This is a genomic window from Propionimicrobium sp. PCR01-08-3 (genome assembly GCF_030286045.1).
Lineage (GTDB): Bacteria > Actinomycetota > Actinomycetes > Propionibacteriales > Propionibacteriaceae > Brooklawnia.
This window is the reverse complement of the sequence record NZ_CP127390.1, coordinates 2,973,848-2,998,169: the sequence shown is the minus strand read 5'-3', so window position 1 is coordinate 2,998,169 and position 24,322 is coordinate 2,973,848. Positions and strand designations below refer to the sequence as shown.

General features: G+C 62.6%; 30 protein-coding genes. 15 read left to right on the top strand and 15 right to left on the bottom strand.

Annotation, left to right across the window (positions count from 1 at the left end; genetic code table 11):
- Nucleotides 1–25: 25 nt before the first annotated feature.
- The 10 genes from QQ658_RS13935 to QQ658_RS13895 are packed head-to-tail and all read right to left on the bottom strand — an operon-like array spanning nt 26 to nt 5,862.
- Nucleotides 26–490, bottom strand: a complete 465-nt coding sequence (locus tag QQ658_RS13935; protein WP_286025441.1) for a hypothetical protein — start codon at nt 488–490, stop codon at nt 26–28.
- Nucleotides 491–500: 10 nt separating this feature from the next.
- A complete protein-coding gene (locus QQ658_RS13930; RefSeq protein ID WP_286025440.1) occupies nt 501–1,043 on the bottom strand; it encodes an HGGxSTG domain-containing protein in 543 nt (180 codons plus the stop codon).
- 29 nt (nt 1,044–1,072) lie between these two features.
- Complete coding sequence (locus QQ658_RS13925) at nt 1,073–1,417, bottom strand: hypothetical protein (RefSeq protein WP_286025439.1); 345 nt, start codon at nt 1,415–1,417, stop codon at nt 1,073–1,075.
- Nucleotides 1,414–1,734, bottom strand: a complete 321-nt coding sequence (locus tag QQ658_RS15460; protein ID WP_353057928.1) for a WhiB family transcriptional regulator — start codon at nt 1,732–1,734, stop codon at nt 1,414–1,416. Before QQ658_RS15460 ends, QQ658_RS13925 begins: the two co-directional genes overlap by 4 nt.
- Nucleotides 1,731–2,972 carry an AAA family ATPase gene (locus QQ658_RS13920; RefSeq protein ID WP_286025438.1) on the bottom strand — a complete coding sequence of 414 codons (1,242 nt, stop codon included), beginning with the start codon at nt 2,970–2,972 and terminating at the stop codon, nt 1,731–1,733. Before QQ658_RS13920 ends, QQ658_RS15460 begins: the two co-directional genes overlap by 4 nt.
- A complete protein-coding gene (locus QQ658_RS13915) occupies nt 2,969–3,277 on the bottom strand; it encodes a hypothetical protein (RefSeq protein ID WP_286025437.1) in 309 nt (102 codons plus the stop codon). The genes QQ658_RS13920 and QQ658_RS13915 overlap by 4 nt, the downstream gene beginning before the upstream one ends.
- Nucleotides 3,274–3,624 carry a hypothetical protein gene (locus tag QQ658_RS13910; protein WP_286025436.1) on the bottom strand — a complete coding sequence of 117 codons (351 nt, stop codon included), beginning with the start codon at nt 3,622–3,624 and terminating at the stop codon, nt 3,274–3,276. The genes QQ658_RS13915 and QQ658_RS13910 overlap by 4 nt, the downstream gene beginning before the upstream one ends.
- Before the next feature lie 4 nt (nt 3,625–3,628).
- Nucleotides 3,629–3,925 (bottom strand): hypothetical protein, encoded by a 297-nt coding sequence (locus tag QQ658_RS13905; RefSeq protein WP_286025435.1) that lies wholly within the window; start codon nt 3,923–3,925, stop codon nt 3,629–3,631.
- Nucleotides 3,926–3,970: 45 nt separating this feature from the next.
- A complete protein-coding gene (locus QQ658_RS13900) occupies nt 3,971–4,402 on the bottom strand; it encodes a hypothetical protein (RefSeq protein ID WP_286025434.1) in 432 nt (143 codons plus the stop codon).
- Nucleotides 4,399–5,862: a tyrosine-type recombinase/integrase gene (locus QQ658_RS13895; RefSeq protein ID WP_286025433.1), complete on the bottom strand. Its 1,464-nt coding sequence runs from the start codon at nt 5,860–5,862 to the stop codon at nt 4,399–4,401. Before QQ658_RS13895 ends, QQ658_RS13900 begins: the two co-directional genes overlap by 4 nt.
- Before the next feature lie 734 nt (nt 5,863–6,596).
- Here QQ658_RS13895 and cysK point away from each other — a divergent pair.
- Entirely contained in the window at nt 6,597–7,529 is a 933-nt protein-coding gene (gene cysK, locus QQ658_RS13890) for a cysteine synthase A (protein WP_286025432.1), read from the top strand.
- Between the two features lie 240 nt (nt 7,530–7,769).
- On the opposite strand, the gene QQ658_RS13885 is transcribed toward cysK, so the two are convergent.
- Nucleotides 7,770–8,891, bottom strand: a complete 1,122-nt coding sequence (locus tag QQ658_RS13885; RefSeq protein ID WP_286025431.1) for a YihY/virulence factor BrkB family protein — start codon at nt 8,889–8,891, stop codon at nt 7,770–7,772.
- A gap of 118 nt (nt 8,892–9,009) precedes the next feature.
- Here QQ658_RS13885 and QQ658_RS13880 point away from each other — a divergent pair, with 118 nt between their 5' ends.
- The 3 genes from QQ658_RS13880 to QQ658_RS13870 are packed head-to-tail and all read left to right on the top strand — an operon-like array spanning nt 9,010 to nt 10,858.
- Complete coding sequence (locus QQ658_RS13880) at nt 9,010–9,783, top strand: hypothetical protein (protein ID WP_286025430.1); 774 nt, start codon at nt 9,010–9,012, stop codon at nt 9,781–9,783.
- On the top strand, nt 9,780–10,256 hold the full coding sequence (locus tag QQ658_RS13875) for a phage holin family protein (protein ID WP_286025429.1): 477 nt from the start codon (nt 9,780–9,782) through the stop codon (nt 10,254–10,256). The genes QQ658_RS13880 and QQ658_RS13875 overlap by 4 nt, the downstream gene beginning before the upstream one ends.
- Nucleotides 10,253–10,858 (top strand): DUF3618 domain-containing protein, encoded by a 606-nt coding sequence (locus tag QQ658_RS13870; protein ID WP_286025428.1) that lies wholly within the window; start codon nt 10,253–10,255, stop codon nt 10,856–10,858. Before QQ658_RS13875 ends, QQ658_RS13870 begins: the two co-directional genes overlap by 4 nt.
- Before the next feature lie 6 nt (nt 10,859–10,864).
- Here the strand turns inward: QQ658_RS13870 and QQ658_RS13865 are convergent, their stop codons facing one another.
- Entirely contained in the window at nt 10,865–11,584 is a 720-nt protein-coding gene (locus QQ658_RS13865; protein ID WP_286025427.1) for a TetR/AcrR family transcriptional regulator, read from the bottom strand.
- 354 nt (nt 11,585–11,938) lie between these two features.
- Here QQ658_RS13865 and gap point away from each other — a divergent pair, with 354 nt between their 5' ends.
- The 4 genes from gap (at nt 11,939) to QQ658_RS13845 (ending at nt 14,917) form a co-directional block, all read left to right on the top strand.
- On the top strand, nt 11,939–12,943 hold the full coding sequence (gene gap / locus QQ658_RS13860) for a type I glyceraldehyde-3-phosphate dehydrogenase (protein ID WP_286025426.1): 1,005 nt from the start codon (nt 11,939–11,941) through the stop codon (nt 12,941–12,943).
- A gap of 148 nt (nt 12,944–13,091) precedes the next feature.
- On the top strand, nt 13,092–13,223 hold the full coding sequence (locus QQ658_RS13855; protein WP_286025425.1) for a hypothetical protein: 132 nt from the start codon (nt 13,092–13,094) through the stop codon (nt 13,221–13,223).
- 12 nt (nt 13,224–13,235) lie between these two features.
- Nucleotides 13,236–14,111 (top strand): zinc-binding dehydrogenase, encoded by an 876-nt coding sequence (locus QQ658_RS13850; protein ID WP_286027123.1) that lies wholly within the window; start codon nt 13,236–13,238, stop codon nt 14,109–14,111.
- A gap of 248 nt (nt 14,112–14,359) precedes the next feature.
- Complete coding sequence (locus tag QQ658_RS13845) at nt 14,360–14,917, top strand: YceI family protein (RefSeq protein WP_286025424.1); 558 nt, start codon at nt 14,360–14,362, stop codon at nt 14,915–14,917.
- 390 nt (nt 14,918–15,307) lie between these two features.
- On the opposite strand, the gene QQ658_RS13840 is transcribed toward QQ658_RS13845, so the two are convergent.
- Nucleotides 15,308–16,027 (bottom strand): Fic/DOC family protein, encoded by a 720-nt coding sequence (locus tag QQ658_RS13840; RefSeq protein ID WP_286025423.1) that lies wholly within the window; start codon nt 16,025–16,027, stop codon nt 15,308–15,310.
- Nucleotides 16,028–16,029: 2 nt separating this feature from the next.
- Complete coding sequence (locus tag QQ658_RS13835) at nt 16,030–16,230, bottom strand: hypothetical protein (RefSeq protein ID WP_286025422.1); 201 nt, start codon at nt 16,228–16,230, stop codon at nt 16,030–16,032.
- 173 nt (nt 16,231–16,403) lie between these two features.
- Here QQ658_RS13835 and QQ658_RS13830 point away from each other — a divergent pair, with 173 nt between their 5' ends.
- Nucleotides 16,404–16,754, top strand: coding sequence for a metallopeptidase family protein (locus QQ658_RS13830; protein WP_286025421.1), 351 nt, complete (start codon nt 16,404–16,406; stop codon nt 16,752–16,754).
- A 221-nt stretch (nt 16,755–16,975) separates the two neighbouring features.
- On the opposite strand, the gene QQ658_RS13825 is transcribed toward QQ658_RS13830, so the two are convergent.
- Nucleotides 16,976–18,397, bottom strand: coding sequence for a sodium:proton antiporter (locus QQ658_RS13825; protein WP_286025420.1), 1,422 nt, complete (start codon nt 18,395–18,397; stop codon nt 16,976–16,978).
- A 258-nt stretch (nt 18,398–18,655) separates the two neighbouring features.
- Between QQ658_RS13825 and QQ658_RS13820 the strand changes: the two genes are divergently transcribed.
- The 6 genes from QQ658_RS13820 to QQ658_RS13795 all read left to right on the top strand — a co-directional run bounded on the left by QQ658_RS13820 (nt 18,656) and on the right by QQ658_RS13795 (nt 24,250).
- Nucleotides 18,656–19,351: a hypothetical protein gene (locus tag QQ658_RS13820; protein WP_286025419.1), complete on the top strand. Its 696-nt coding sequence runs from the start codon at nt 18,656–18,658 to the stop codon at nt 19,349–19,351.
- 171 nt (nt 19,352–19,522) lie between these two features.
- Nucleotides 19,523–20,209 (top strand): SAF domain-containing protein, encoded by a 687-nt coding sequence (locus QQ658_RS13815; RefSeq protein WP_286025418.1) that lies wholly within the window; start codon nt 19,523–19,525, stop codon nt 20,207–20,209.
- Nucleotides 20,209–21,024: a CpaE/TadZ family protein gene (locus QQ658_RS13810; protein WP_286025417.1), complete on the top strand. Its 816-nt coding sequence runs from the start codon at nt 20,209–20,211 to the stop codon at nt 21,022–21,024. Before QQ658_RS13815 ends, QQ658_RS13810 begins: the two co-directional genes overlap by 1 nt.
- Complete coding sequence (locus QQ658_RS13805) at nt 21,011–22,471, top strand: TadA family conjugal transfer-associated ATPase (protein ID WP_502928967.1); 1,461 nt, start codon at nt 21,011–21,013, stop codon at nt 22,469–22,471. The genes QQ658_RS13810 and QQ658_RS13805 overlap by 14 nt, the downstream gene beginning before the upstream one ends.
- Nucleotides 22,468–23,346 (top strand): type II secretion system F family protein, encoded by an 879-nt coding sequence (locus QQ658_RS13800; RefSeq protein ID WP_286025416.1) that lies wholly within the window; start codon nt 22,468–22,470, stop codon nt 23,344–23,346. Before QQ658_RS13805 ends, QQ658_RS13800 begins: the two co-directional genes overlap by 4 nt.
- The gene (locus QQ658_RS13795; protein WP_286025415.1) at nt 23,339–24,250 is read left to right on the top strand and encodes a type II secretion system F family protein; all 912 of its coding nucleotides are present in this window, start codon (nt 23,339–23,341) and stop codon (nt 24,248–24,250) included. Before QQ658_RS13800 ends, QQ658_RS13795 begins: the two co-directional genes overlap by 8 nt.
- Nucleotides 24,251–24,322 lie beyond the last annotated feature (72 nt).

Sequence of the window (24,322 nt, the reverse complement as noted above, 5' to 3'; positions counted from 1 at the left end):
CCTTTAGTGTGCGTGCGGGATGGGCTTAGAGCGTGAACCGGCCGGCGCCGGGATGCTGGATCTTTTCCGTCAATGTGCCTCTGAGTAGTTCGTCCATCGGATGCTTGGCGTCTGATCCGCCGATAACCATCGAGGCGGGGATCTCGGCATGAACCCGACCCGTGCGCATCATGGCGCTGAGTTCGTCGGCCAGCTCGGCGCGGGTTGGTGCGTCCGTCTGTGACTGGGGCGTGCCTTCCACCGGTGGCGTGGTGCTGGTCTTGATTGCTTCGAGCGCTTGAGCTTCGGTGAGCCCACGGGCTTCCAGGACCTTGTTCCAAGCTTCCTCGGCCTGGCCTTCCTCGACGTATGCGGCGTGGACGTCATCCACGCTGGCAGCTGGCGTCTTCAGTACTTCGTTCACGGCCTGGCCTGCCTGGGTGAGTCGGTCGTGAGCATCGGCGATCGAATTGCCGTGCAGGAGGTCGTTCATGTTGTCGATGGTGTTCATATTGTTCTCCTTAGTGGGTGATGGGTCGTGCGGTTTCGAAGATGTGGCGGGCGATCTCTGCCGGATCACTGTCGGGGTCGGCTCGCCCGAGCTCGATGGCGTTGTAGAGCATCGGCAGAATCCATCCGGCCTGCATGGTGGCGAACTGCACCATGGCTTGGTCAGCACCTCCCTTGATAGCGGCAGCTGAATAGCTGGCGAGCTGGTCCTGTGTCTTGTGCAGCATCAGTAGGGGCGTGGCGTATCCACCTTCACCGATGGCCTGGGCAGGGTCGCCGGACTCGGCTACGCGCTGTTCCCAGTAGGCAACCTCGGTCGCTTTCACCTGCACCAGTTCGAGCAGTGCTTCGGCGGGGCTGACATCGAGACGGCCACCGAACGCGGCGACGTGCTTGGCCGCTTCAACTTCGGCTATCCGGCGTTCTCCTGCCCGCCTGGCGGCCGGGATCGAGCCGCCGTGCATCCGGCAGCGGCGTTGGCCGGCCATCGGCGGATTCTTGCACGGGCCGCCGTCCCTGGTCTTCGCACCACAGATTGCATGGGATACGCCCATGCTCGGTGTTTGTATGGGATCCCGATCGGTCATGCGGTCCTCCCGTTGGGTTCGGTGTTCTCGGCGTCTTCGATCGCTGCGTTCAGTATCTTGGCGAGCTGGTGGGCCTCGGGCAGTGTCAGCAGGTCTTCGAGCTCACTGTTCGGTGCGCCGTCTTCTCCGGCCTGCCAGGCTCTGAGGTCGATCATGGTTGCTGTTGCGATGCGTGTTGGACGGAAGGTGATGGCGAAGATACCCGCACCGTTCTCGTCGCGTTCCATGTACAGCCGCTGATCGCCGTAGCAGGTGTGTTCGTCAGGGTCTTGATTGACGCACCAAGAAGGGCAGTCGGGCGTGGCTGTGGTGCGCTGATTATGAATTTGGGTGATACTCATGAGTTCTCCTGAATTGTGTTGTTGTCGGATTCGATTGGGTTATTCGTTTCATGCGAGACCCGGGGGATAAGGGTTCGGTCTTTTCCTCCCCAGACCCCGAAGTGTTCCTTTCGTCCGGCTTCCCGGCATTCATCAAGGACGGGACAGTCGAAACACGATTCGGCGGCTCGCTTCCGGATCTCCGGGTCATCGGATAGCCACGGCGATTCACCGATCCACGGGGGTGCGCATGGGATCTTCAGCTCTTGGACGATCGAGGCACGCAGACCATCAGCGAGAGCAAGGTGAACCTCGGATGCTGACCGTGGCCACTTCATCGGCGCTCACCAGCTCGCTGCATGCATGCGGGATGCCTGACCTTGCCCGGTGGTACGGGCTCGCCACACTCGGGGCAGGTGCGGCCGGTACTCCTGGTTGTCTCGAACAGGGTTGGCTCCGTGTTGATCTGACTATCAGTGTCCAATTCGTCCAATGTGTCCAATTGCCTAGTCAACGACGGGTTCTCTATGGCTGGTTGTCCAATAGAAGTGTCCAATTGTGATTCATCACGGTCGTTCTCGAATTGGACACTTTGGACACTTTGGACACACATATACAGGCCACGTTCAGCCCTGCGAAGCTTGCCGGCGTCCGCCAGTCGTTTCAGATACTTCCCAGCATCGGCAACAGCGATATCCAGTTCGGCAGCGACGAGGGCAGCGCGCACACCTTCGGGATGCTCGGCAGACATGGCGATGATTGCCGCCGATCGATCACCCAGGTTTCTGGTGGTCTCGGCTTCCTGGGCAGCTTCTGCGGCTTGCCGCAATGTGTCGCCGTCCAACGTCCACACGCCTTCGCTACTGTCCAGCGAGTATTCGTCTTCGGCAACATCCCTGCCCGTGACTTTCAGCAGCCCCTTCGAGGTGCCGCGCTCACGGCCAAGCACGATCACCCAGTCAGCTGCACCGGTGAGCCCGTTCGTCCCCGACGATGTTTCGGCGAAGTCGGACGCGGCCATCTTGCGGCTGTGATGCACCACCATCACGCACGAACCTTCGTGAGCATCCGCGAGGTTCTTCAGCCTGGTGCCGATGCGCGAGTCACGCTGGTAGTCGTTCTCGCCCGGCAGCGCCCGTGGCATGACCTTCGCCAGCGTGTCCAACATGACGAACCCGGAAGGGTGACCGTCGAGCCATGCTTCGATGGTGTCCATCACTTCGTCAGACGGGCCGCTGGTGAAGTACTCGAAGCCTTCGGGGATCGGCCCGTCTTCGAGGATGCGGCGGCAGCGGGTCTGCATCCTGCGGTTGCCGTCTTCGAGCGCAGCGTAGAGCACCGGGCGTTCGTCCACCGGTATCTTGCCCAGCGCATAACCACCGGCGGCAGCAGCCAATCCGAGGTTCAGGGCGAGCCACGACTTGCCGAGCTTCGGAGCACCGACCAGCAGCCCGAACCCTTCGGCCACCAGGCTGGGCACGATCCATTGCAACGGCGGGAACGTTTGCCGATCCAACCATGCGCCAGTGTGGATACGGGCCAGCAGCTGCGATGCCCGTTCAGGATCTATCGTCACGCCGCTACTCCTTCCAGGTCGAAGGAGCTGGCCACCTGGTCGGCGGTCATCTGGGCGAGCAGCCAGGCGTGACGCCTGCACTCCCGGGCAGCACCGTCGGCTGACGGTGTGCCCACGGCTTCAAGCGCCTCGGCCCTGCGCACCCAGTAGGCCGGCGTCGCCTCCCTGAGCGCGTCCACCAGCACCGACAGAGACAACCGGTAGGCCAGGTCAGGCAAGGACGCGAGCGTCTGCACAGCAGGCCGTGACGGGGCTGTAGCGATGCCACGGCCGAAGTCGTGGGCGGATTCGATAGGGGTACTCACTCGGCATCACCAGTCACGAACTCGGTGCCGATCCACAGACGGTTCAGCCCGGCGTGGCGTTGCCTTCGGCCGGAAGTCGTGGTGCCGATCGGTTCGATGTAGCCGGCCTTCCGCAGGCTCGCGAATAGAGCGCCCCACTGATTCGGGGCTGCAGGCTCACGCACACCGGCAGCACGCACCCGCTCGGCGTCGAACACCTGCCCGGACGCGGCGAGCATCAGCACGACTTCCTCGGCGTCGGCACGCCAGTTATCGGAATCGACGGCGTCTATACTGGACTCAGCGCCGTCAAACGCTTTGCGAGCCGCTCGGGAGTCCACGCCCGGGCGGCTTTCTCGTGTCGCCATCAGGTCAGGCCTCGGCCCTCAGTAGCCGGGCGACTTCGGCGGTCTTGTAGCGTCTGGCACGTGATCCACCGGGGTAGTAGCGGGTCACCTGCCCGGCGCTGACCATCCGGTCAAGTGAGCGAGCCGAGATGCCGCCGGCGATTTCGAGCGCGGTCTTCTCGGTGATGAATCGTCCGTGCTCGCCAATAAGATCTTGGATCTCTTGGTTCGAGTAGGCGCAATGAATGGGCTTGGGCATCATCAGCCACACCTCTTTCAGGTGTTCGCCGGATTGCCCATGTCCCGGGGCCGTCATATCCATGACGGGCTGAATACTTAACTGCCATTCAGGCTACCACACGCCATATCAGCCGTGGATAATTACTACCTTCTTGCGCGCCTTAAGATCTTGCTCAATCTGCTTGTTTGTGCGCACTCGAGCTGTGAGATGGTCACAAGTCACTTGAATATTCATCCCTTGATCCAGGAAGAAGGTCCGCGCCTTCCAATGACGATCACCGTCAACAGTGCTGCGAGCTCGGCCAGATTCATTACTCGACTGGGTGTTGACTGAGGGGCTGAATTTGTATGGGTTCGTGTGAATCAGTACGCCCTCCGATGTCCGGTAGACGGTCGCCAAAATACAGCCCCGCCTATTCGGGCAGCGGTATTGAACGTCGGCGCGCTTGAGTGCTTGCCCCTCCTTTTCGAGTACGGCATAAGCCTGCTCAGCGCGTGCGGTTCGTTCGTCCAAGTGGCGTGCGGCACTACGGATCTCTTCGTCAAAGCTCTTGGTCATTTCGTGGCTTCACTCTCGGGGGTTGATTGGTTAGTTCTGGCGCTGAATGCCCGCGCTATCACGTCGGGGCTCAGCAACGGCACGACCCCGGCCAGCTGGGCGTCCGTCATGCCTGCCAGGGTGATGCTCAGTTGCTCGGGCGTCATGGCAGCCAACAGCCGGGGGTTAATTATGGGGGCGTCCGGTAGCGTGCGCGGGTCGATAGTTCTCGTCCAGCCGGCCAACTCGGATAGGCGGACCATGTACGGCCACAGCCCGTCGCGGTCCAAGGTGACGTAGGCGCCCATCACCGGATCGAGTACGTGTCCAAGCAGTTGCTCACAATCAGCGTCCCCGATGCCCGCCTTGCGCCACATGTGCCTTGCCCACCTGCGGAGGTCGTACAGCCGTAACTCTGGGCGTCCGATGGCGATACGGGCAGCGTTGAATCCGGTAGGCGTCCGTAGCTTCGTCTTGCGTCCCTTGCCAGTGCGTTGCTTGGCGCTGGTGCCGATCACCTGCTGAATGGTGGGCCACGGGTTGACCGGGTTCGTGGAAGGGAACAGCAGACCGTCCGGGCCGGGCGCGGCGTAGCGATCGATGTGCGCGGCGAGCTCCCCTGCCACGTGCGGCGGCAACGGCACGAACCGGATCGACTCGGGTGTCTTCGGCGGTTGCGGCCCAAGCTTGCCGTCCTCGGTTCTCGATATCGCCTTGGTGACTTTCACCGTCCACTGTGGCGTCCCGTCGTCTGCCGCGCCCTTTGCTATGTCGTTGCGGGTCAGTGCGAGGGCCTCGGCCGGGCGTAGCCCCGAATAGGCCAGCAGCAGCACCAGGACGCGCCATTGCTCGGGTTTCGTACCGTCGGCAAGGGTAGCGACCTCAAGCGGGCTCAGACCGGTGATGAGGTCGTTCTGAACAGCCCTCGGGCGCCCGGTAGTACGGCTCGAAGCGTTCTTCACTTTGCACGGGTCCACGGGAATGCGCTCACGGTCGACCGCGTCTGCCATCACCGATTTGAGGAACGCGTAGGCGTGGTGCCGCAACGTCGGGGCGTCCTTGTTGGTCAGCCACCAAGCGTCAATCATCTGCCGATCGATCGCAACGATGGGGGTTGCTGCGAGCTCGGATAGGCGCCCGTCCAGGTAGCCGTTGTACTCGTCGATCGTCCGGGGTGCCAGCGGCGTGCCCTTCTTCGTTGTCCGGCCCGCGATCCATGTGCGGGCATAATCGCCTAACGTGGTCTGGTCTCGGATCTCGGCTTGCGCGGCCATCGCCTGGTCGTCGCGTCGCTGCGCCGGCGGCGTCCACTCGTCTCGGTCGATGAGAGTCCGTTCACTATTCAGCCAGGTCTCGGCGGCCTTGCGATCAGTGAAGGTGTGTCCGGGCGTATGCCTGTTGCCCTTGTGCTCGTAGTAGGCCCGGTACCTTCCCGACGGCTTGAGTTCTATCGTGCCTGGTGCCTTGCGTCTCGCGGCCATCTTTTGCCTTCCTGACCCGCTCCCTGAGGGGGAGAATAGGGGGAGTTCTAGCGCCATTCTAGCCGACATTAGTCAAGCAAGCTGATATAGTTTCAGTCAACAACACAACAACGATGCACCTAGTCAACTACCTATCAATGCTTGTCAGACCGTGGATTCATCATCGAATCGCGAGTGAGCTGGGATGCTGGTTCAAGTCCAGTAAGGCCCACCAGTAGATCACCTAGTCAATAGGCGAGACAACCAAGCTTCGCAAGCAGATCGCTGCGTTGTGTGAGGTGGGCAATGAGTGCGTCTCTTTGGGCCGGACGAGTGCCGAGCGTCCCCACATTTACGGAAGTCATGTTCGTGAACCTCCTGTTCAGTTCGTGGACGCAATTGAATTCTCGCCAACTGTGGCTGTAGCGTACGTCTCATGATTACGACGCGCCAGGCATTGATGTCCTGTTGTTGTGCGTCCATGTGCTGTTGCGCCTGTTGATCTTCTCTCGTTGGCATCGGTCATCGTGCGAATATGGCTCGCACATCCTTGACTGACTCTGCTGACCTTGCTTGTCACAAGGACCAAGACCGGTAGCGGCGACGCAAGGCACAGCGGCAGTCGAGTAACTTTTAATTCTCTTACCGGGCTTCTCTTCGCTATTGAGAGAGCCCTCAAACCATCACTGCGGGTAATTTTCCCGTATTGGCAGCAGAATCCGAATTAACGAATCGAACACGATAAGGATGAAGAAATGGCCTATTTCGAAGATGCAACCAAGCTGATCGGACGCACGCCGTTGGTGAAGATCAACCGGCTCTACGGTGATTCCCAGGCGACGGTGCTGGCAAAGCTGGAGTTCTACAATCCGGCCAACTCGGTGAAGGACCGCATCGGTGTTGCCATCATTGACGCGGCGGAGGCGTCCGGAGACCTGAAGCCTGGTGGCACCATCGTCGAAGGCACGTCAGGCAACACCGGCATTGCGCTCGCCTGGGTGGGCGCTGCCCGCGGCTACAAGGTGATCATCACGCTTCCCGAGAGTTTCTCGAAGGAGCGCCGCGCCGTGCTTCGCGCCTACGGTGCTGAGCTGGTGTTGACTCCTGCTGCCGATGGGGTCCCGGGTGCCAACAAGCGCGCCGAGGAGATCGCGGCGAGCACACCCGGCGCCATCCTTGCTCGTCAGTTCGACAATCCCGCCAACGTCGAGATTCACCGCAAGACCACCGCCGAGGAGATCTGGGCAGACACGGACGGCGCGGTCGACATCGTTGTTTCCGGTGTCGGCACCGGCGGCACGGTGAGCGGTATCGGGCAGGTGCTGAAAGAGCGCAAGCCTGAGGTGCAGATCTATGCCGTCGAGGCCGCCGAGTCCCCCGTGCTGTCCGGTGGCCAGAAGGCACCGCACCGCATCCAGGGCATCAGCCCGGGATTCGTCCCCGCTATCTACGACAGCAGCGTGGTCGGTGGCATCATCCAGGTGACCGGGGACGACGCCATCGCGTGGGCCCGCCGCGCAGCCACCGAAGAGGGCCTGCTGGTGGGCATCTCTTCGGGTGCGGCTCTGCGCGCGGCGGCCGATCTGGCTGCTGATCCGGCCAATGCGGGCAAGACCATCGTGGCGATCATCCCCGATTGGGGCGAGCGCTACCTGTCCACCCCGCTGTTCGAGGGCCTGCTCGACTGATCCGTCTCGTCACGCACCCCACCCCGAATGCGGGAGCGGTCGTCTGGTGAAGGCACGAAATGCCGAACACTGGGCGACCGCTCTTCTTCTCGGGTCCGTAACCGTCGCGGGGGTGACTCAGAGAGTCGACCCACCGGTCGAAACGGTGCCGCCCGAAGCTGTGAGTAGGCAGCAGCCGGTGGGCCAGCATCGCGATGCCCCATCGGCCTGAGGTCGGGGAATGGGCCAGGAGACCGAGGCTCATCGACCGTCGCGACGGCGGCGCGGCCGTTCGGTGTCGGCAGCCTGTTCTGTAGGACGCTCCTGACTGGAGCCGGCAGTCATCCTGAGATTCTTGGCACGTTCGACGTCCTCGGCGAGCCTTTCCGCCTTCTTGTCGCTGGCCTTCGTGTCGCGTGCAGGTAGCTGAAGGTCAACCTCCGCCGGCATTCCGGCCTGCAGTTCCCGGCCTCGCTCCACTTCGCTGTCCACCTCCGCGCCGAACAAGAGGACCGTATTGATGATGAAGATCCACAGCAGCAGGATGATCACACCGGCCAGCGTCCCGTAGGTGGCGTTATAGCTGCCGAAGTTTGCCACATAGAAGAAGAAGGCGGCCGATGCAAGTATCGCCAACACGATGGCGATCGCTGCACCAATGCTCATCCAGCGGAACTTCGGTTGCCGAACATTGGGCGTTGCATAGTAGAGCAGAGCGACGACGAAGATGACGATGCCTGCGAGCACTACCCACTTCACGATGTCCCAGACGACGATCGCTGTATTGCCCAGGCCCAGCGCCTGGCCCACGGCTTGGGCGACGGGCCCGGAGAGCACGAAGATCATGAGCGCCACCGCTGCCAGCAGCAGTACGAGCGCGGTGAGCAGGTACATCTGCACATTGAGTTTGATGAAGCCGCGCCCCTCGGGCACGTCGTGGATGGTGTTCATCGCGCGTCCGAAGGCCTTGATGTAGCCCGAGGCCGTCCACAAAGCGGTGAGCAGACCGAGGATGAGACCGATGCCCGGAGCGGGCGCGGTGAGCACGGCCTCGAGCGGGCCTTCCACCGTTTCCCAGACATCGGCGGGAATGAGCTCTTCGGCTTGCGTCATGACGTCGGAGACCGAGCCGCTCTGGCCGAAGAGGCTGAGGATCGAAACCAGGGCGATCAGCGCCGGGAACAGTGCCAGCACTGTGCGGTATGTGAGGTTGCCGGCCAGATCAAGGCACTTGTCGGCTGTGAACTCCCGGACGGTGGTGCGCAGCACATATTTCCATGAGGGTGCGGTGATCTCCGTTGGAGAATCGGGCTTGCGGTCATCCTCCGGATCGGGGGCTTGGGCTGGGTGCCTCCGATTAGCCGCGGGGTTCTGTGTGTCCATGCGTGGTGTCCCTCTCAGGGTCGTCGTTCGATAGTTCTTTACAGCGTAAGCCACTGTCCTTATGCTGTAAGGCAGACCGGCAGGACTTGCCGGCCACTCTTTTAGCTGAGGAGATCGAATGATGACAAGTCCCCCTTACGAGTATGACGAACTGGGCCGTCACGGTTCACCTGCGACTCCTGCACCGCAGCACGGCCTCTACGACTCCACGGATGTCAAACCGAGCTCTCGGGAGAACTCATCTGCCTCCGATGCCTCCAAGGGAGAGGCCGAGGCGATGAAGGACACCGTGGCCGACAGCGCGACGGATGTCGCCGACTCCGCCAAGAGTGCGACCCAGGACGTCGTGGCGGAGACCCGCCAGCAGGCGGGGAATCTGCTGGCGCTCGTGAGGGACGAGGTCGAGACGCAGGCCGGCGCCCAGCAGCAGAACATGGCCGGCACCCTGCATTCGCTCGTGCAAGAGCTCGAGGGCATGGCAACGAACTCCACCCAGAACGGTCCGCTTACGCAGGCGGCACGCCAGGGCGCGACAAAGGGTGGTGAGATCGCCGATTGGCTTCAGGACCATGAACCGCGCGATCTGCTGCGCGAGGTTCGGTCCTTCGCCCGACGCAGGCCAGTGGCATTTCTCGCCGCGTGCGGGGCCGCCGGAGTCGTAGCCGGCAGGCTCAGCCGGGCAATTGCCGCCAGTGACGGTTCTCCGGCCCGTGGCTCCCGCTCGCCCGTCCGCCGCGAGGTACCGGAGAGCCATCGGCAGGCTACGACGGGCACGTCTTATGCCCCGGAGGCCGGCGGTTTGCGAGCAGCCGACGAAGCTGTCGTCAGCGAGGCAGTGGAGGAGGCCACAGGTCGGACGGACCTGCCGCCCCGGACGGGTGAGGCACGATGAGCAGCAGGTCGCAGAACCTCGAGCCGCGCTCGCCGGAGCCTCAGCGAAGGCAGCTGCCTGAGGAACGGCGCGGTGCGCTCGAGGCCGAGGACGGCCGCTCGATCGGACAGCTGCTGGCCGACGTGAGCTCCAACATTTCCTCACTCATGCAGCAGGAATTGGCACTCGCCAAGGCCGAATTGCGGGAATCGGTCAAGCGGGCCGGCAAGGGCATCGGCCTTATGGCGGGTGCCGCCATCGGCGCGTTTTTCGTCCTATTGTTCCTTTCCACCAGCGGATGGTGGGCCCTGGGCATGATCGTGGGTAACGGATGGTCTGCGCTCATTGTCGCAGGCGTCTGGGCGATCATCGCCATAGTCCTGGGGCTGGTAGGGAAGAAGGAGCTCGAGCGCATTCGCGGCCTCGACCGCACCACCGACACATTGAGCAAGCTGCCCAAAGCGGCCCAAGGACACGAGGAGGACAACCGATGACTGAAAGCGAAGACCCCGATGCGATTCGCGCGGAGATCGACAGGACGCGTGCCGAGCTCAGCGACAACATCGACAACCTGACCGACACGGCGAACCCCAAGAATATTGCCGGCCGACAGCTGGACAGGGTTTCCGGTGCTGCGCGATCCGTGCGAGACAAGATCATGGGCGCTCCGGACGATCCGTACGACGAGGGTCGTATGGGCGACGCCCGCGATGCCGTGTCTCAGGTGAGCGACGCAGTCTCCGATGCTCCGACAACGGCCAAAGAGCAAACTCGCGGCAACCCGCTCGCGGCGGGATTGATCGCCTTCGGTGCGGGCATGCTGCTCTCCTCGCTCTTTCCTGCTTCGAAACCGGAGCGGGAGGCGGTCTCGGACCTGCAGGACAGCATCGAGCCACTCAAGGAGCAAGCAAGCGGTATGGCCCAGGAGATCGCGCAGAATTTGCGTGAGCCCGCTCGCGAGGCGGCTCAGTCCGTGCGTTCCACTGCCGCCGGCGCAGCACAGGAGGTCAAGAACGAGGGGATAGCGGCCAAGGACCAGGTCCAAGCTCAGGCGCAGGACTCGGCGGAGAACGTCAGGGGCGAGGCTGCTCGCTGAGCGAGGCTACTGGCTGATCTCCATCTCGATGCGCTCCAAGAGCGTCTCAAGCGCCGCCTCGAACTCCTCGGCTTCGTGGTCTTCGCTCAGCTTCGAGCGGAACCGCAGGAGTGGGCTATCCGGCGGCAGGACGAGGTCGCCGTCTCCATTGGGGACGGTGGCCTCGCCTTCGTCGAGAGGCTCCTCGATCGGAGAGGTCTCCGCACCGCGCATGGTCGCCTCGAGGAGCAGGTGGCCCAGGAGGAAGCTGCTGAATGACCGGTAGGTTCTCGCGGTCTGATCCTCGGAGAAGGCGAACCCTTCGAGCGTGCCCAGGAAATGCTCGACGATTTCCAAACTGCGTAGCGGAGGGCGCAGCCACGGTGCGGCCGGATGGCGCGTGGCTACCAGCGGGAAGGCCAACGGGTGCTCGACGGCCACCTTCCGAATGGCATGAGCAAGCGCCTGGAGATAGCCCTGCCAGCTCTGGCAGAGTTCTCCGCTCAGTTGCTTCGGCACATCTTGGAGAAGCAGGGCAACCACGCCCTCAAGGACGTCCTCCCGTCCGGTCGCGTAGTGATACAAGGACATGGCTTCGACGCCGAGCTCCTTGCCCAACCCTCGCATCGTCAAACCCTGGGCGCCCTGCAGGTCGATCGATTGCAGCGCGGCCTGGATGACCATCTCGCGGTCTAGACCGCGCGTGCCCTTGCGGGGTTTCGTTGCGGACTTACTCTCAGCGGCCATGAGAGTAGTGTCCCGGCTTTCAGGCGATCAGTCCAGATGGCGGAGCCGATGCGTCCAGCTGACGAGTGCCGGAGACGCCGCCAGGCTCGACCGATGTGACCGGCGTCGGGAAAGGCCACAGAACGAAAGTTTCCCGGCCGCTTTCACATCGATCGATCGTGGTTAGGCTTGAAAGACACGAATTGAGCCTCCAGCCGTGATCACGCGAGGTGAGCTTCAGCGCTCACCGGTGAAGCTGGTCGCAGTACGAAACGGCGCCGATGCTACAACCCCGAAAGCGCACCGGTTGGAGCGAACTCGCCAACTCAGGAGTCAACTCACACAAGGCCCATCTTTTTGGAAGGGACGCATGAAATGACAGTACGAATTGGTATTAATGGTTTCGGGCGCATCGGACGCAGCTATCTGCGCGCCGCGCTCGCGAACCAGGCAGACGTCGAGGTCGTCGCAGTGAACGATCTGACCGATGCTTCAACGTTGGCGACGCTGCTCGAGTGGGATTCCATCTCCGGGCATCTGGACGGGGTCTCGGTCGACGGCGACGTCATCAAGATCGGTGATCGAGCTATCAAAGTGCTCTCCGAGCCCGACCCGGCGTCCATCGCCTGGGGCGAGCAGGGAGCCGATGTCGTCATCGAATCGACCGGCCGCTTTACGGACGGTGCCAAGGCTCTCGCCCATCTGAAAGGTGGCGCGAAGAAGGTCATCATCTCGGCCCCGGCCAAGGGTGACGTGCCGACCTTCGTGCTCGGCGTGAATGACGACAAACTCGATCCCAGCTCGTCTGACGTGTTCTCCAATGGTTCGTGCACGACGAACTCGCTTGCTCCGCTTGCCAAGGTGCTCAATGACGCCTTCGGGATCGAGACCGGACTGATGACAACCGTGCATGCCTATACCGGTGATCAACGCTTGCACGATGCCCCGCACAAGGATCTTCGTCGTGCGCGAGCCGCCGCCTTGTCGACGATCCCGACCAGTTCCGGTGCCGCGAAGGCCATTGGCAAGGTGATTCCGGAGTTGGACGGCAAGCTCACCGGCTTTGCGCTGCGCGTCCCCGTCCCCGTCGGCTCGGTCACCGATCTGACAGTGAATCTGAACAAGGGAGCAAGTGTCGATGAAATTAACGCTGCATTTTCCGCGGCTGCATCTTCGGGCCCGCTTCAGAAGTACCTCCAGTACTCGACGGCACCCCTGGTCTCGACGGACATCGTGGGCAATCCATACTCGTCGATCTACGATGCGCCACTGACCGAGGTGCTCGGGCGCCAGGCCAAGGTACTCGGCTGGTACGACAACGAGTGGGGCTTCTCGAACCGGCTCGTCGAATTCTCCGAACGGATAGGCGACGCGCTCTGATACGTCGGTCATCCCAAAACGCCGGCTCCCTGGTGGGAATCTTTTCCTGCCGGGGAGCCGGCTTTCTGTGTGCCGGTTCAGCTGACCGGACGATGGACACGTCAGTAAGCTCACACCACAGGCAATCGTTCGAAGGAGAACACAGCTCATGAGATATGTCTCGATCGATGAACCAGGGAAGGTTTCTGTCCGGGAGATGGATATGCCCACGCCTGGGCCGGGTGAGGCACTGCTCAAAGTGCGCTACGGCGGAATCTGCGGTTCGGACGTCAACACCTAACGCGGCACGTTCATTTATGCGTCCTATCCACGCATTCCCGGGCATGAGTTCTCTGCGGAGATCGTGGAGATCGGCGACAACGATCAAGGGCTCGCCCCGGGCATGCTGGTCACGGGTAATCCGTATTACAACTGCGGCCACTGCTATTCATGTGCGCGGGGCTTCGTGAACTGCTGTACCTCGAATCAGACCCTGGGTGCGCAGCGTGACGGCATCTTCCGCGAGTACTTCGCGATGCCTGTCGAACGTATCTATTCAGGAAAGGGGCTGGACGCCCAGGTTCTTGCGGCGATCGAGCCGTTCTGCATCAGCTACCACGGTGTTCAGCGAGCGAGAGTGCAATCAGGCGAGCACGTGCTGGTCATTGGTGCCGGTCCGATCGGGCTGATGGCGTTGCTGGCGGCCAAGCTCAAGGGCGCCGAGGTGACGATCGCGGACATCACTCAGCCCAGGCTTGACAAGGCACTCGAGCTGGGCGCCGACCACATCATCAACTCCGGCGTCCAAGATTTCGATGAGGCTTGTAAAGAACTGACCGGTGGCAACGGCTTCGATGCCGCGTTCGAGTGCGCCGGGCGTCCGAACACCTTCTTGAACTGCATGGAGGCGGTGGCATTCCGCGGACGCGTGGTGATGATCGGCATCGGCAAGCAGAACCTGGATTTCGCTTACGCCATGATTCAGACCAAGGAACTCGACATCTTCGGCTCGCGCAATGCGCTGAAGAACGACTTCCTCGAGCTCATCGACCACGTAGATCAGGGCAGGGTCGATCTGAGCAAACTGATCACCCGGGTGGCCGACATCGATGAGGCGCCCGAGGCATTCCGCGAAGCGTCCGAAGAGCCGGAAAAGGTCATCAAGACGTTGGTGGCTTTCAACGAATAACGAAACATCGGGTTCGACCTGGTGAAAGTTCAAGCGACACAAGAAGACACGGGTGGGGACTTCGCGAACAGGCTCGGCTATTGCAGCCGACCAGGCCTAGTGGCAGATCAGCTAGCACCGGAACGCGTCCGATCGCATCGCCAGCCTGGCAGAAATTTTGCAGAGCGGAAATAGTTTAGGGTTCAACTAGGTTGTGTCTATCGTGAGCGCTACGGAAACGCCGCAGGCGCCCGAGAGGAGAGATCATCATGGTAGACGCCGCAGCTTTGACCGGTAACTGGACGCTGGACCCCGCACATAGCCGCCTGGGCTTCTCGGCCCGTCACGCGATGGTGACGAAGGTCCGCGGAAACTTCGATAGCTTCGAAGGAACCGCTTACACCGACGCCACGAATCCCGGCAATTCGCACGTCGAGGTCACCATTCAGGCCGACTCGATCAACACCAACAACGAGGCGCGCGATCAGCACCTGCGCACCAACGACTTCCTGGAGATCGAAAAGTACCCCACCGTCACCTTCAAGTCGACCGGCGTCGAGAAGCTGGACGATGAGCACGTTCGCATCACCGGTGACCTGACCATCAAGGCCACCACGAAGCAGGTCAGCATCGACTTCGAATTCGGTGGCGTTGCTCAGGACCCGTTCGGTAACACCCGGATGGGCTTCGAGGGCTCGACCTCGATCAACCGCCAGGATTACGGTGTGGCATTCAACGCCGCGCTGGAGACCGGAGGCGTTCTGGTCAGCGATAACGTCAACATCGACATCGAGATCTCGGCTATCAAGGTTCCCGACGCCGAGTGAGGTGTTTCCACTCGTAGCCGATGCTGCGAGCTATTCACAGACTTTGGCCCGGATCTGTCGATGGGTGGGTGTCACAAAGCACCGACCATGATCGCCGGAGCCGGGCGCACGGGTAGGCCATCGAAGCTGTATTGCCGGTAGCGTGATCTCGGCAGCTTATGCAGCTGATGGAGACCAGCCCGAAGCGTCAGTTCCCGCGTCCCCCGCCTTATTTGGCGAGGTCGGACGCGGGAACTTTTGCGTTTGCTGCCCCGAACCGCGGCAGAGCGCGGGGCAGATGGCCGTTGCCGGTTCCCCCGCCGGACGCCATGCGGAACAGCACTTTGAGAAAACCGGCCAGGGGTGCTCCGTGTTACCTTCTTCTGGTCTGGGTCTGGTAGTCGCGGCGCCTTAATCGGCGCCGTTGGGCCCGCGATAGAAAGGCGCGATCGCCTTTCCCAGCACAGCGCTGAGGCGCTCATTATTACCGGTCGCCTGGCTGTAGAACCGTGCAAACACAAACTCATCACGCAGCGGTCCGCCCATGATGAAGTGGGCGGCGTCGATCTGATAGCCGGCCTGCTCCGCGAGCTGGCCGAAGAACACAAACTGGGATCGGGTGTTTCCCTCACGGAAGCTGTGAATGACGTTCAGTTCGCCCCAACTCTCCGCCAGCTCGGCGACAAACTCATCTTGATTCAGTCCGCGCAGCAGATCGTGGTCAGCGAGCCGCTGATACTCTGCCTCAGCCGCGGCGATCATCGTTTCGTCGCCTGGATAGTACCCGTACACGGCCGGTTCAGGATCGCTCGGATCGAGCACATTCGGTCCGCTCTTCGTCATCCGGTCTGGCCAGACCGGCCCGACGCGTGGCTGTCCAGCCCACTCGTACACGTCCTGAAAGATATAGGCGTGGACCGCCTTCATGTGTTCGTAATCGAACCGGCCGGCGATCGGGTGCGCCCACAGGTCGATCAGCCGAGCCCTCGTGTGATACTCCTCCAGAGCCGTGAGCTTGTCCTGGTCGGTTTCTCCGTAGGGTTTGCCAGGCTCGGTGAACTTGTTCCTCAGCACGGACGTACCTGGGATGAAGTAGTCATCCCAGGTACGGAAAGTGTTCTTGCGTGCCATCCTCAGCGGCCGAGGATGTGCTTCCGGCCCAGCTCACGTGCCACGTCACCGGAGATCTCGCCACGCGCCTGGCGGGCGAACAGTTCGTTGAGGTACGGATCAGCGATCTCGTGACCGGCTAACGCCAGCGCCGCATTGGCGAATGCCATGGCCTCGTCTGCGTCGGTCGATAACGAGCGAGCTGCGGCTGTCGCGTGAGTCATCATCGCTCTCCCTTCGTACGGCTGGTCCGATCTTATCGGACGAGTCTCGAACACGGTCTAACGGTAGTCTTTGCAGCCGCTGCCGGATGCAGTGCCGAGCAGCAGCTTGAGAACGCCGGACGGTTGTCCACCGCGTCTCGGGAGCCTATGTACCGACGCTCTACACTCGGGGCATGCCCGTACAGCTGAACTCGTCCGAGTTCGAACGGTGCGTCGACGAGGCGCTCGACTCCATTCCGGACGAGTTGCTCTCGCTGATCGACAATTGCGTCGTGCTGGTCGAAGATGAGCCGCCGGACGGCGAGGAGCTCTTCGGCTACTACGACGGCATTCCACTCACCGAACGCGGATTCGACTACGGTGGCGTGCTACCCGACCGGATCGTGATCTTCCGGGGCCCGCACGAGCGGAACTGCGGCTCCCTCGAGGACGTCGTCCGCGAAATCCACGTCACAGTGGTGCACGAAATCGCCCACCACTTCGGCATCGACGACGACGCGCTGGACGAACTCGGTTACCGGTGAGTGATGCTCTGCGATTCTGCAGATCCGCTCTCCGTTCTTGATGGACGCTCGCCCTCGTGCAGGCCGCTCGCCCAAAGTAAGTTCGCTTCCGTTGCGACAGCGGCAATCTTGCTCGGCGCGAGCGTCTGGAATCTGCGGCGAGCGCGGCGCCCGAAGACCCTGACCGGAGCATGCGAAACCGGCCGCTGCCGCCCGTGGGGCGCCCACGCCCGAGCGTCCGATCAGAGCTCGGTGATGACGTGGCGGTGTTTGTGCCAGATCACGGCGGCTTCGATGATCAGGGCGCCGGTGATGGCTGCTCCGATCGTTTTGCCCCACCAAGGCTCCACAAAGAACAGGCAGACCATCGCCGCGAGGGTCGGGATCAGGTACCGGACGGTCCACACGATGTAGCCGCCGAACGAGGGCATCTCGACCCCGCGTGACTCGGCGACCGATTTCACCATGAAGTTCGGGCCGTTACCGATGTAGGTGATCGCGCCACAGGTGACCGCACCCAGCGAGATGGTCTCCAACCACACCCAGGGCACGCCGGCCACCCGGGCCATTTCGGGCAGCACCGCGGGATCGGCGCCCAGGGTGTGGGCCATCTCGAAGAAGGTCGCATAGGTGGGCGCGTTGTCCAAGAAAGCCGACAGCACGCCGGTGAACACGAAGAACGTGATCGTGGTGAGAGGCATCCTGTCGGCGACCTGCGACAAAAACTCCAGCGCGGGGATCATGGTCAGGAAAATACCGATGAACAGCACCGCGACCTCGCGGATCGGCCCCCAATGGAACTGGTTGTACTCGAAGCGGATCCTCTTCGAACTGGTCAGATACGATCCGGCAGCCGCGATCAAGAACACGATCTCCCGCCACGGAACAAAGTCATGCCAGGCCGCATGGCCTTCTTCGATCAACTCCAGGTCCATCGAGGGAACCAACGCGACCGCCACGATCACCAGCGCGAACCAGCCGATATTGACCAAACCCATCAGCTTCACCGGCACGGTCTCGGTGTCATCATGCACCAGATCAGCGATGTCTTCGGCGGCGTACGCCCGGGTATCGAGCGCAAAAAAGATCATCAACAACATCGCGTTGATGAACGCCCACATCGGCAGCAGATGGAACGTCCAAGTGAACGGCACTCCCCGCAGGAAACCCATGAACAGCGGCGGATCACCCAACGGAGTCAACAAGCCACCATTGTTCGCCACGATCAGAATCGTGAAAATAACCGTGTGGACTTTGTTCTTACGCTCCGAGTTGATGTTCAACAACGGACGGATCAGCAACATCGCGGCACCGGTCGTCCCGACAAACGACGCGACCACCGCCCCGATCGCCAACACGATCGTGTTGTTCTTCGGAGTGGCACGAATATCGCCCGCCAGGAACAGCCCACCAGAGACCACGAACAACGCGAACAACAACAAAATGAACTGGACGTACTCGAATACCGCATGCCCGACCCGCGCCCAACTCAACAAGAACCCGATCCACACCGCGACCGGCACACCCAAAACCCCGGCAATCCCGAGCTGAAACTTCCAATTCTCCCAATGCCGCGCCGTCGCCGGTATCAACGGCATCAACGCGATACACAACAACATCACAGCGAACGGCACAATCCCCCACCAAGGGACAACTGCCTCCATACGTACTCCCCCATGAGATGAGGGCAGGTCACCCTCGGCCAAGGCGCGATCAAGAGTCGGATCAACCCGAACGATGCGAGCGCCTACATCCTAGGGCCTCCCGATCTGTCGTCCTACGGCAGGGTTGTGGATAACTTCTCTGAGATCGGTGGGTTATCCACATAGTTGTGCACAATGGCTTAGTCACAGGGATGTTGCCCGGCCCCGTGGTTGTGGTCAGCGGATTGCAGCCGGCCGATTCGGCCTAGGCTGAGATCCATGAATCACCCGGACCAGTCAAGTGAATGGACGGCACGGGATCAGACTTTGCTGAGAACTGCGCAGATCATGTACGCCCTGGGGCGCGGTGAGTACGACCGAATCGATCCGCTGTCCGTGAGCTTTGCGGTCGGGGGAAGCTACCCCGATAACAAGATCGTTCTCAACGCCCCGTTCACGCTGTATTCATTCGAAGCGACCGGAGACGGCAGCTATCAACACAATTCGGGCTTCTTTTTCGCAACCGGTGGTGTCGGGCTGGCGCTGACCGGTGCCTACATGGTGGGCAGAGCCATTGGAAATGCCAATCGCCGCAATGCTGCGGCGCAGGCAGCCACTCCCACCTGGCATCCGATCGACACCGGATTCATCTTCGTCAATCAATATGGCTTCTATCTGCGGACGCCGGTGAACCTGCTGTGGTGGAACTGGGCATCGATCGCCGAGGCACAAATGATCGCCCCGCGGCAGTTTGCAATGCTCGGCGATGCCGGCAATCGCGGACGCGTCAACTATGTCATCGACTCGGACGCGGCCGAGTTGGTCTTTGCCTTGTGGGCGAGTGCGCAAGTGCCCCAGCACGCACAGCTGCGTCAACGCATTTGGCTGATACCTGCCTGGTTCGAAAAGTACCGCGCCATCTTCGGCACCCGGTCGTTCAACTTCATGTCGGCCGAGAGGGAACTGCCGCGATAGACGCAATCGGTCACGTCGAGAGGCGGGCTGGCCCAGTCGAAGACGACGAGACCGCAGACCAGGCGCCAACTCACCAACGAGCCGAGTTATCCACAGATTTTTTCTAGGCCTAGTCAAAGGGGAGTGCTGTAGCATAGGGTGCTTTTCACCGCGACCCCACACCCTGCCGCGGTGAAAGGGACAACGATGCTCCGGCTAGGATCTCGTCCCTCGGCATCGTTGCCGGCGGACTTACCTGAGGCGCCGACGCGCCCGGCCGCGGTTCAGTTGCGCGCCCGTCGCAGCAACCGCCTGGTCGTCCTCGGTGTCCTGTGCGCCTGCCTGGGTGCCCTCATCATGGCCTGGGTGTGGACCAGCACCCAGCAGTCCCAAACCGTCGTGGTGATGGCCGCCGATGTGGCCAGGGGTGAACAGATCGAGGCGTCCGATCTCGGTAGCACGACACTCGGCCGGGCCGACGGAGTCATGGTGATACCCGCAGAGCAGGCCTCGGAGTTGGTTGGCAAGCATGCACTGGTGGATCTTCCCGCGGGTTCACTGCCGGGCCCGCAATCGGCTGGGCAGCATGTCGTGCAGCCGGGCATGGCGCACGTCGGGTTGAGACTCACCGCGGGCCGATTGCCCACACAGCCGATGCCCGCCGGCACCAAGGTTTGGCTGGTAGCCGTCCCCAGCGCCGTGAACGGGGAAACCGAGCCGGGCAGCCAGTATGCGGCGATCATCGTGAGCGCGGTTCAGCAATCCAGCGATGGCGCTGCTTGGCTCGTCGACGTCGAGGTGGACGAATCGTCGGCCGGTGAAGTCGCAGCGTTGGCCGCGGTCGACCAGATCGCGCTGGTGCGCCGAGGTGAGGCGTGATGCTGATCATCTGTGCCTCGGCCGGTGGATCTCCCGGTGTCACGACCACTGCTCTCGGGCTGGCCCTCACCTGGCCACGAGATGTGCTGCTCGCCGACTGCGATCCGCATCCGAATCAGGCGGTACTGGCCGGCTATCTACGGGGAATATCCAGCGGCGGCCGCGGGCTGGGTACCTTGACCGAGAACTATCGGGCGGGCACCGCGCACGCTCTCGACGCCCTCCTCGAACAGACCATTGCTTTGGACGCCTCCGCGTCCATCTCCCGGCGCTTCCTGCCCGGTTTCACCCATCCGCGTCAAGCACCGCTTTTCGTCGGCTATTGGGATCAGCTGGGCGCTCAACTCGACGATCTGCAGGCGTCCGGGACCGATGTGATTCTCGATGTCGGACGCCTGGATGCTGCCGGGCTCGCCACCGGGCTCATCGAACGAGCACGATTGATTCTGCTCGTCACGCACTCGAATCTGCCGGCATTGGCGATGCTGAAACTTGCTCTGCCCGACCTCGTGCAGGCGATCTCGCCCGGCTCCGCAAAGCTTGCCCTGCTGGTTGCCGGTGCCGGACGGCCCTACTCGGCGTCCGAGATCGCCACTCAACTCGGGTTGCCGCTGCTCGCCGAGCTGCCCTGGGATCCGGCAACCGCCGGGGTGCTCAGCGACGGCGATCTACCCGGCCGCAAACTCACCGAGCAGCCTTTGTGGCGGGCATTCCGGAGCTTGTCAATGCAACTGAACGGGCAAACCGAAGCCCGAAGACTGCAGCCGAGTGGCCGGCATCGAACCGGACCGGGCGGCGGCGATGAATATGCGTAATCCGCTTCCCGCCGCTGCCGGACCACCGCCGCTGGAACTTGCCGACGCGCTGGTGGCGCTCGGCCCGCCGAACGACCGGCCCCCGCTATCGCCCCAGATCAGCTCCGGAAGCAGACGCGGCGCCAGGCGAGCGGAGAAACACGAACCGGTGGACTGGCAGCTGGTCGTCCAACTGCGGCGGCAGGCGTCCGAGATCATCGCAGAAAACTCGCAGCATTGGTCGACCGAGCATGGCCACACCATGTCGGGTGAGGATCGCCGCATGATGGGGCGGTCGGTGATCGGCACGCTCGTGCGTGACTACGCCGGAAATCTGAGTCAATCGGGTGACCAGCTGTGGGAGCTGTCGACCGAGCACGCGTATGCGCAGGCAGTGGAGAACGCGATATTCGGCTACGGACGCCTGCAACCGCTGTTCGAGATACCCACCGCCGAGAACGTTGAGATCCATGGCTGGGAATCGGTGGTCGTGCAGCATTCGGACGGCCATCGCGAGGACTTGGCGCCGGTGGCCGACAGCGATGCCGAGCTCGTCGAGGCCATCCGTTTCCTGGGATCGAGCGCCGGTCCGGCCCGCGCGTTCGATGATGCTCATCCCACGATGACCTTGGCCCTTGGGGATCGTTTCCGGCTGCATGCCATCGGATTCGGATTGAGCTATCGTCCCTCGGTCGTGATCCGTCAGCATCTGCTGACCGATGTGACGCTCGGCCAACTCGCCGACACGGGCATGATGCCGGGCGAGGTCGCCGATTTCTTGGATGCCAGTGTGCTGGCCCGCAAGTCGATGGTGATCTCCGGCGATCAGGGAGCGGGGAAGACGACGCTGCTACGGGCTCTGGTCGCGTCGGTTCCCGAGAGCGAACGCATCGGCACACTGGAAACCGATTATGAATTGCTGACCCACCTGCTCCCCGGGCGCCGCAACATGCTGGCGTTGCAGGCAAAGACCGGATTGGGCGAATACCACGATGGACGCAACGTCGGCGAGTACACGATCGCCGACCTCATTCCGGAGGCTCTGCGGCAGAATCTCTCGCGGCTGATCGTCGGTGAGGTCCGTGGCGGTGAGGCGGGCGCCATGTTCGAGGCCATGCAGGCCGGCGCGGGCACGATGTCGACCACCCACTCGCATTCCGCAGCGTCCACCATGGACAGGCTGGCTGCGCGAGTAGCTCAGGGCGGCGTCCTCGGTGTGAACGAGGCCTACCGGCAAATCGCGCTCAATCTGCACCTGCTCATTCACGTCACGCTGACCGACGACACCTGGCGCGGCGGCGTCCGCAAGCGTTTCATCAGCGAGATACGCGAGCTCATCGGAGCGGTCGAAAACGATCGTCCGGTCACCCACCTGGCCTACCAGGCCGATGCCCAAGGCCATCCGCTCCGTTGGCAGCCCAGCGCAGAGCTCCTCGCCGAACTGCGGGGCTTCCGGAGGCGGCCATGAGCACCGGCTATGTCGCGTTGGCCGCAGCGATGATCGTCGGTGGCATCTTCATGACGATTCGAGGGCTGCGTCCGGGGGCGGTCAACGAGTCCGGCTCTGGGGGATGGCGCAACCGTACGAGAACGCGCTGGCGGGGCGTTCCCACCCGACTGCGCTGGAGGCTGGCAGGCGGGCTGGCCGCCGGGATCGTCGTGCTGGCCTTCACCGGGTTCATTCCTGCGCTGGTGCTGGTGCCTGCCCTGGTCGTGATCCTGCCCGAACTGCTGCGAGCCCAACCACAACCCGAGATCGAGATCATGGAGGCTCTCGACCGCTGGATCCGGGTGTTGACTGCCTCGGTGCGCACCGGCAAATCTGTCAATCAAGCTCTGCGATCGACGCAGCATCAGGCTCCCGCCCTGCTCGCCGATCCCCTGGCTGGCCTGATCAGGCGGCTGGACGACAGGTGGGCGCTGCGCGACGGTCTTCAGCAGATGGCCGACGATCTCGATTCGGCAGACGCGGACGCCGTGCTGGCCGCACTCGTGCTGGTCGGCGAGCGCGGCGGCGTCGGCGCGACCGGCACCTTGCAGGCACTCAGCGACAGCCTCCAAGACCGCCTCCGGGCGGCCCGCGAGATCGCGACCGAACGGGCCAAACCGCAGTTCGTGGTGCGCCAGGTGAGCGTGATCACCCTGGCGGCGGTCGGTCTCGGCATGGTCTTCGCGCCCGACTACTTCCGCCCGTTCTCGACTCCGCTGGGCCAGGTACTGCTGCTCGTGTTGGGCGGCTGCTATCTCGGCTCTCTGTATGTCTTGCGCAAGATCGCCATCCCGCCACGCCGGGAACGCATCCTGGTCAGGCGAGCCGGCCAGGAGGTGATGGCCGATGCCTGATCCGTTGTTCGCCGGCGCCTTGGCCGGTGCCGCGCTGGCCGCAGTGGGAATCTGGGTGGTGACCTGCGCGGTGCTGCCGCGTCCGATTCGATTGGACGATGCACTCGCCCTCCTGGACGCACCTCAGCCGGGCAACCTCGGTGACCCCGGTCCACGGCTGGTGGACGATGCCACCTCGAAACTCGAACTGTTCGGTGCCTGGTGCTACCAGCACGCCCGGCTACCGCTGCCGGCCAGAACCGCTCGCGCTCTCGTGCTGCAGGGCCGGACCGTTGGCGACTACTTCTGCAACAAGCTCATTCTGGCCGGCGCGGGACTGGTCATGCCGTGGCTGCTGGCGCTGGCGTTGCGGCCCCTGACCGGCGCCATCACCATGATGCCGATGGCGTTCGGTCTCATCGCTGCCGTACTCGGCTGGTTCTGGCCCGACCTTGCGATGAGATCGCACCAAAACCAGACCAACGCCGACGCGGCGGAAGCGGTCAACACCTACTTCGATCTGGTCATCTTGGAAAGACTGGCGAATCTATCGGCAACACAATCGCTGGAATCCGCCGCGGTCCTGTCCGATACCCCCGTATTCGTTCGTATAGCAGGAGCCCTAGAGCAAGCAAGACTTGAACAGAGACCACCGTGGAACGATCTCTACCGACTGTCACGTGAACTCGAACTGCCGGCCATCGCCGACATGGCCGACGTCATGCGGCTCGACGATCAGGGAGCGGCGCTGGCCGATGTGCTCGGTTCCAGGGCGAAGGAACTGCGGGACGCGCATCTGACCGACGAACGCACCCGTGCCCACCAGACGAGCGAGCGAATGACCTTGTGGATGTCGATACCGGTGATCATCTTCGCACTCATATTCCTGGTGCCGCCCCTCCTCACCATCTCGGGGGCGCCATGACGAACCAGATTTGCGGCCCGCGCACTGCGTCCGGGCCCGTCGACAGCCGAATCACCGATCAGCAGGCACCGA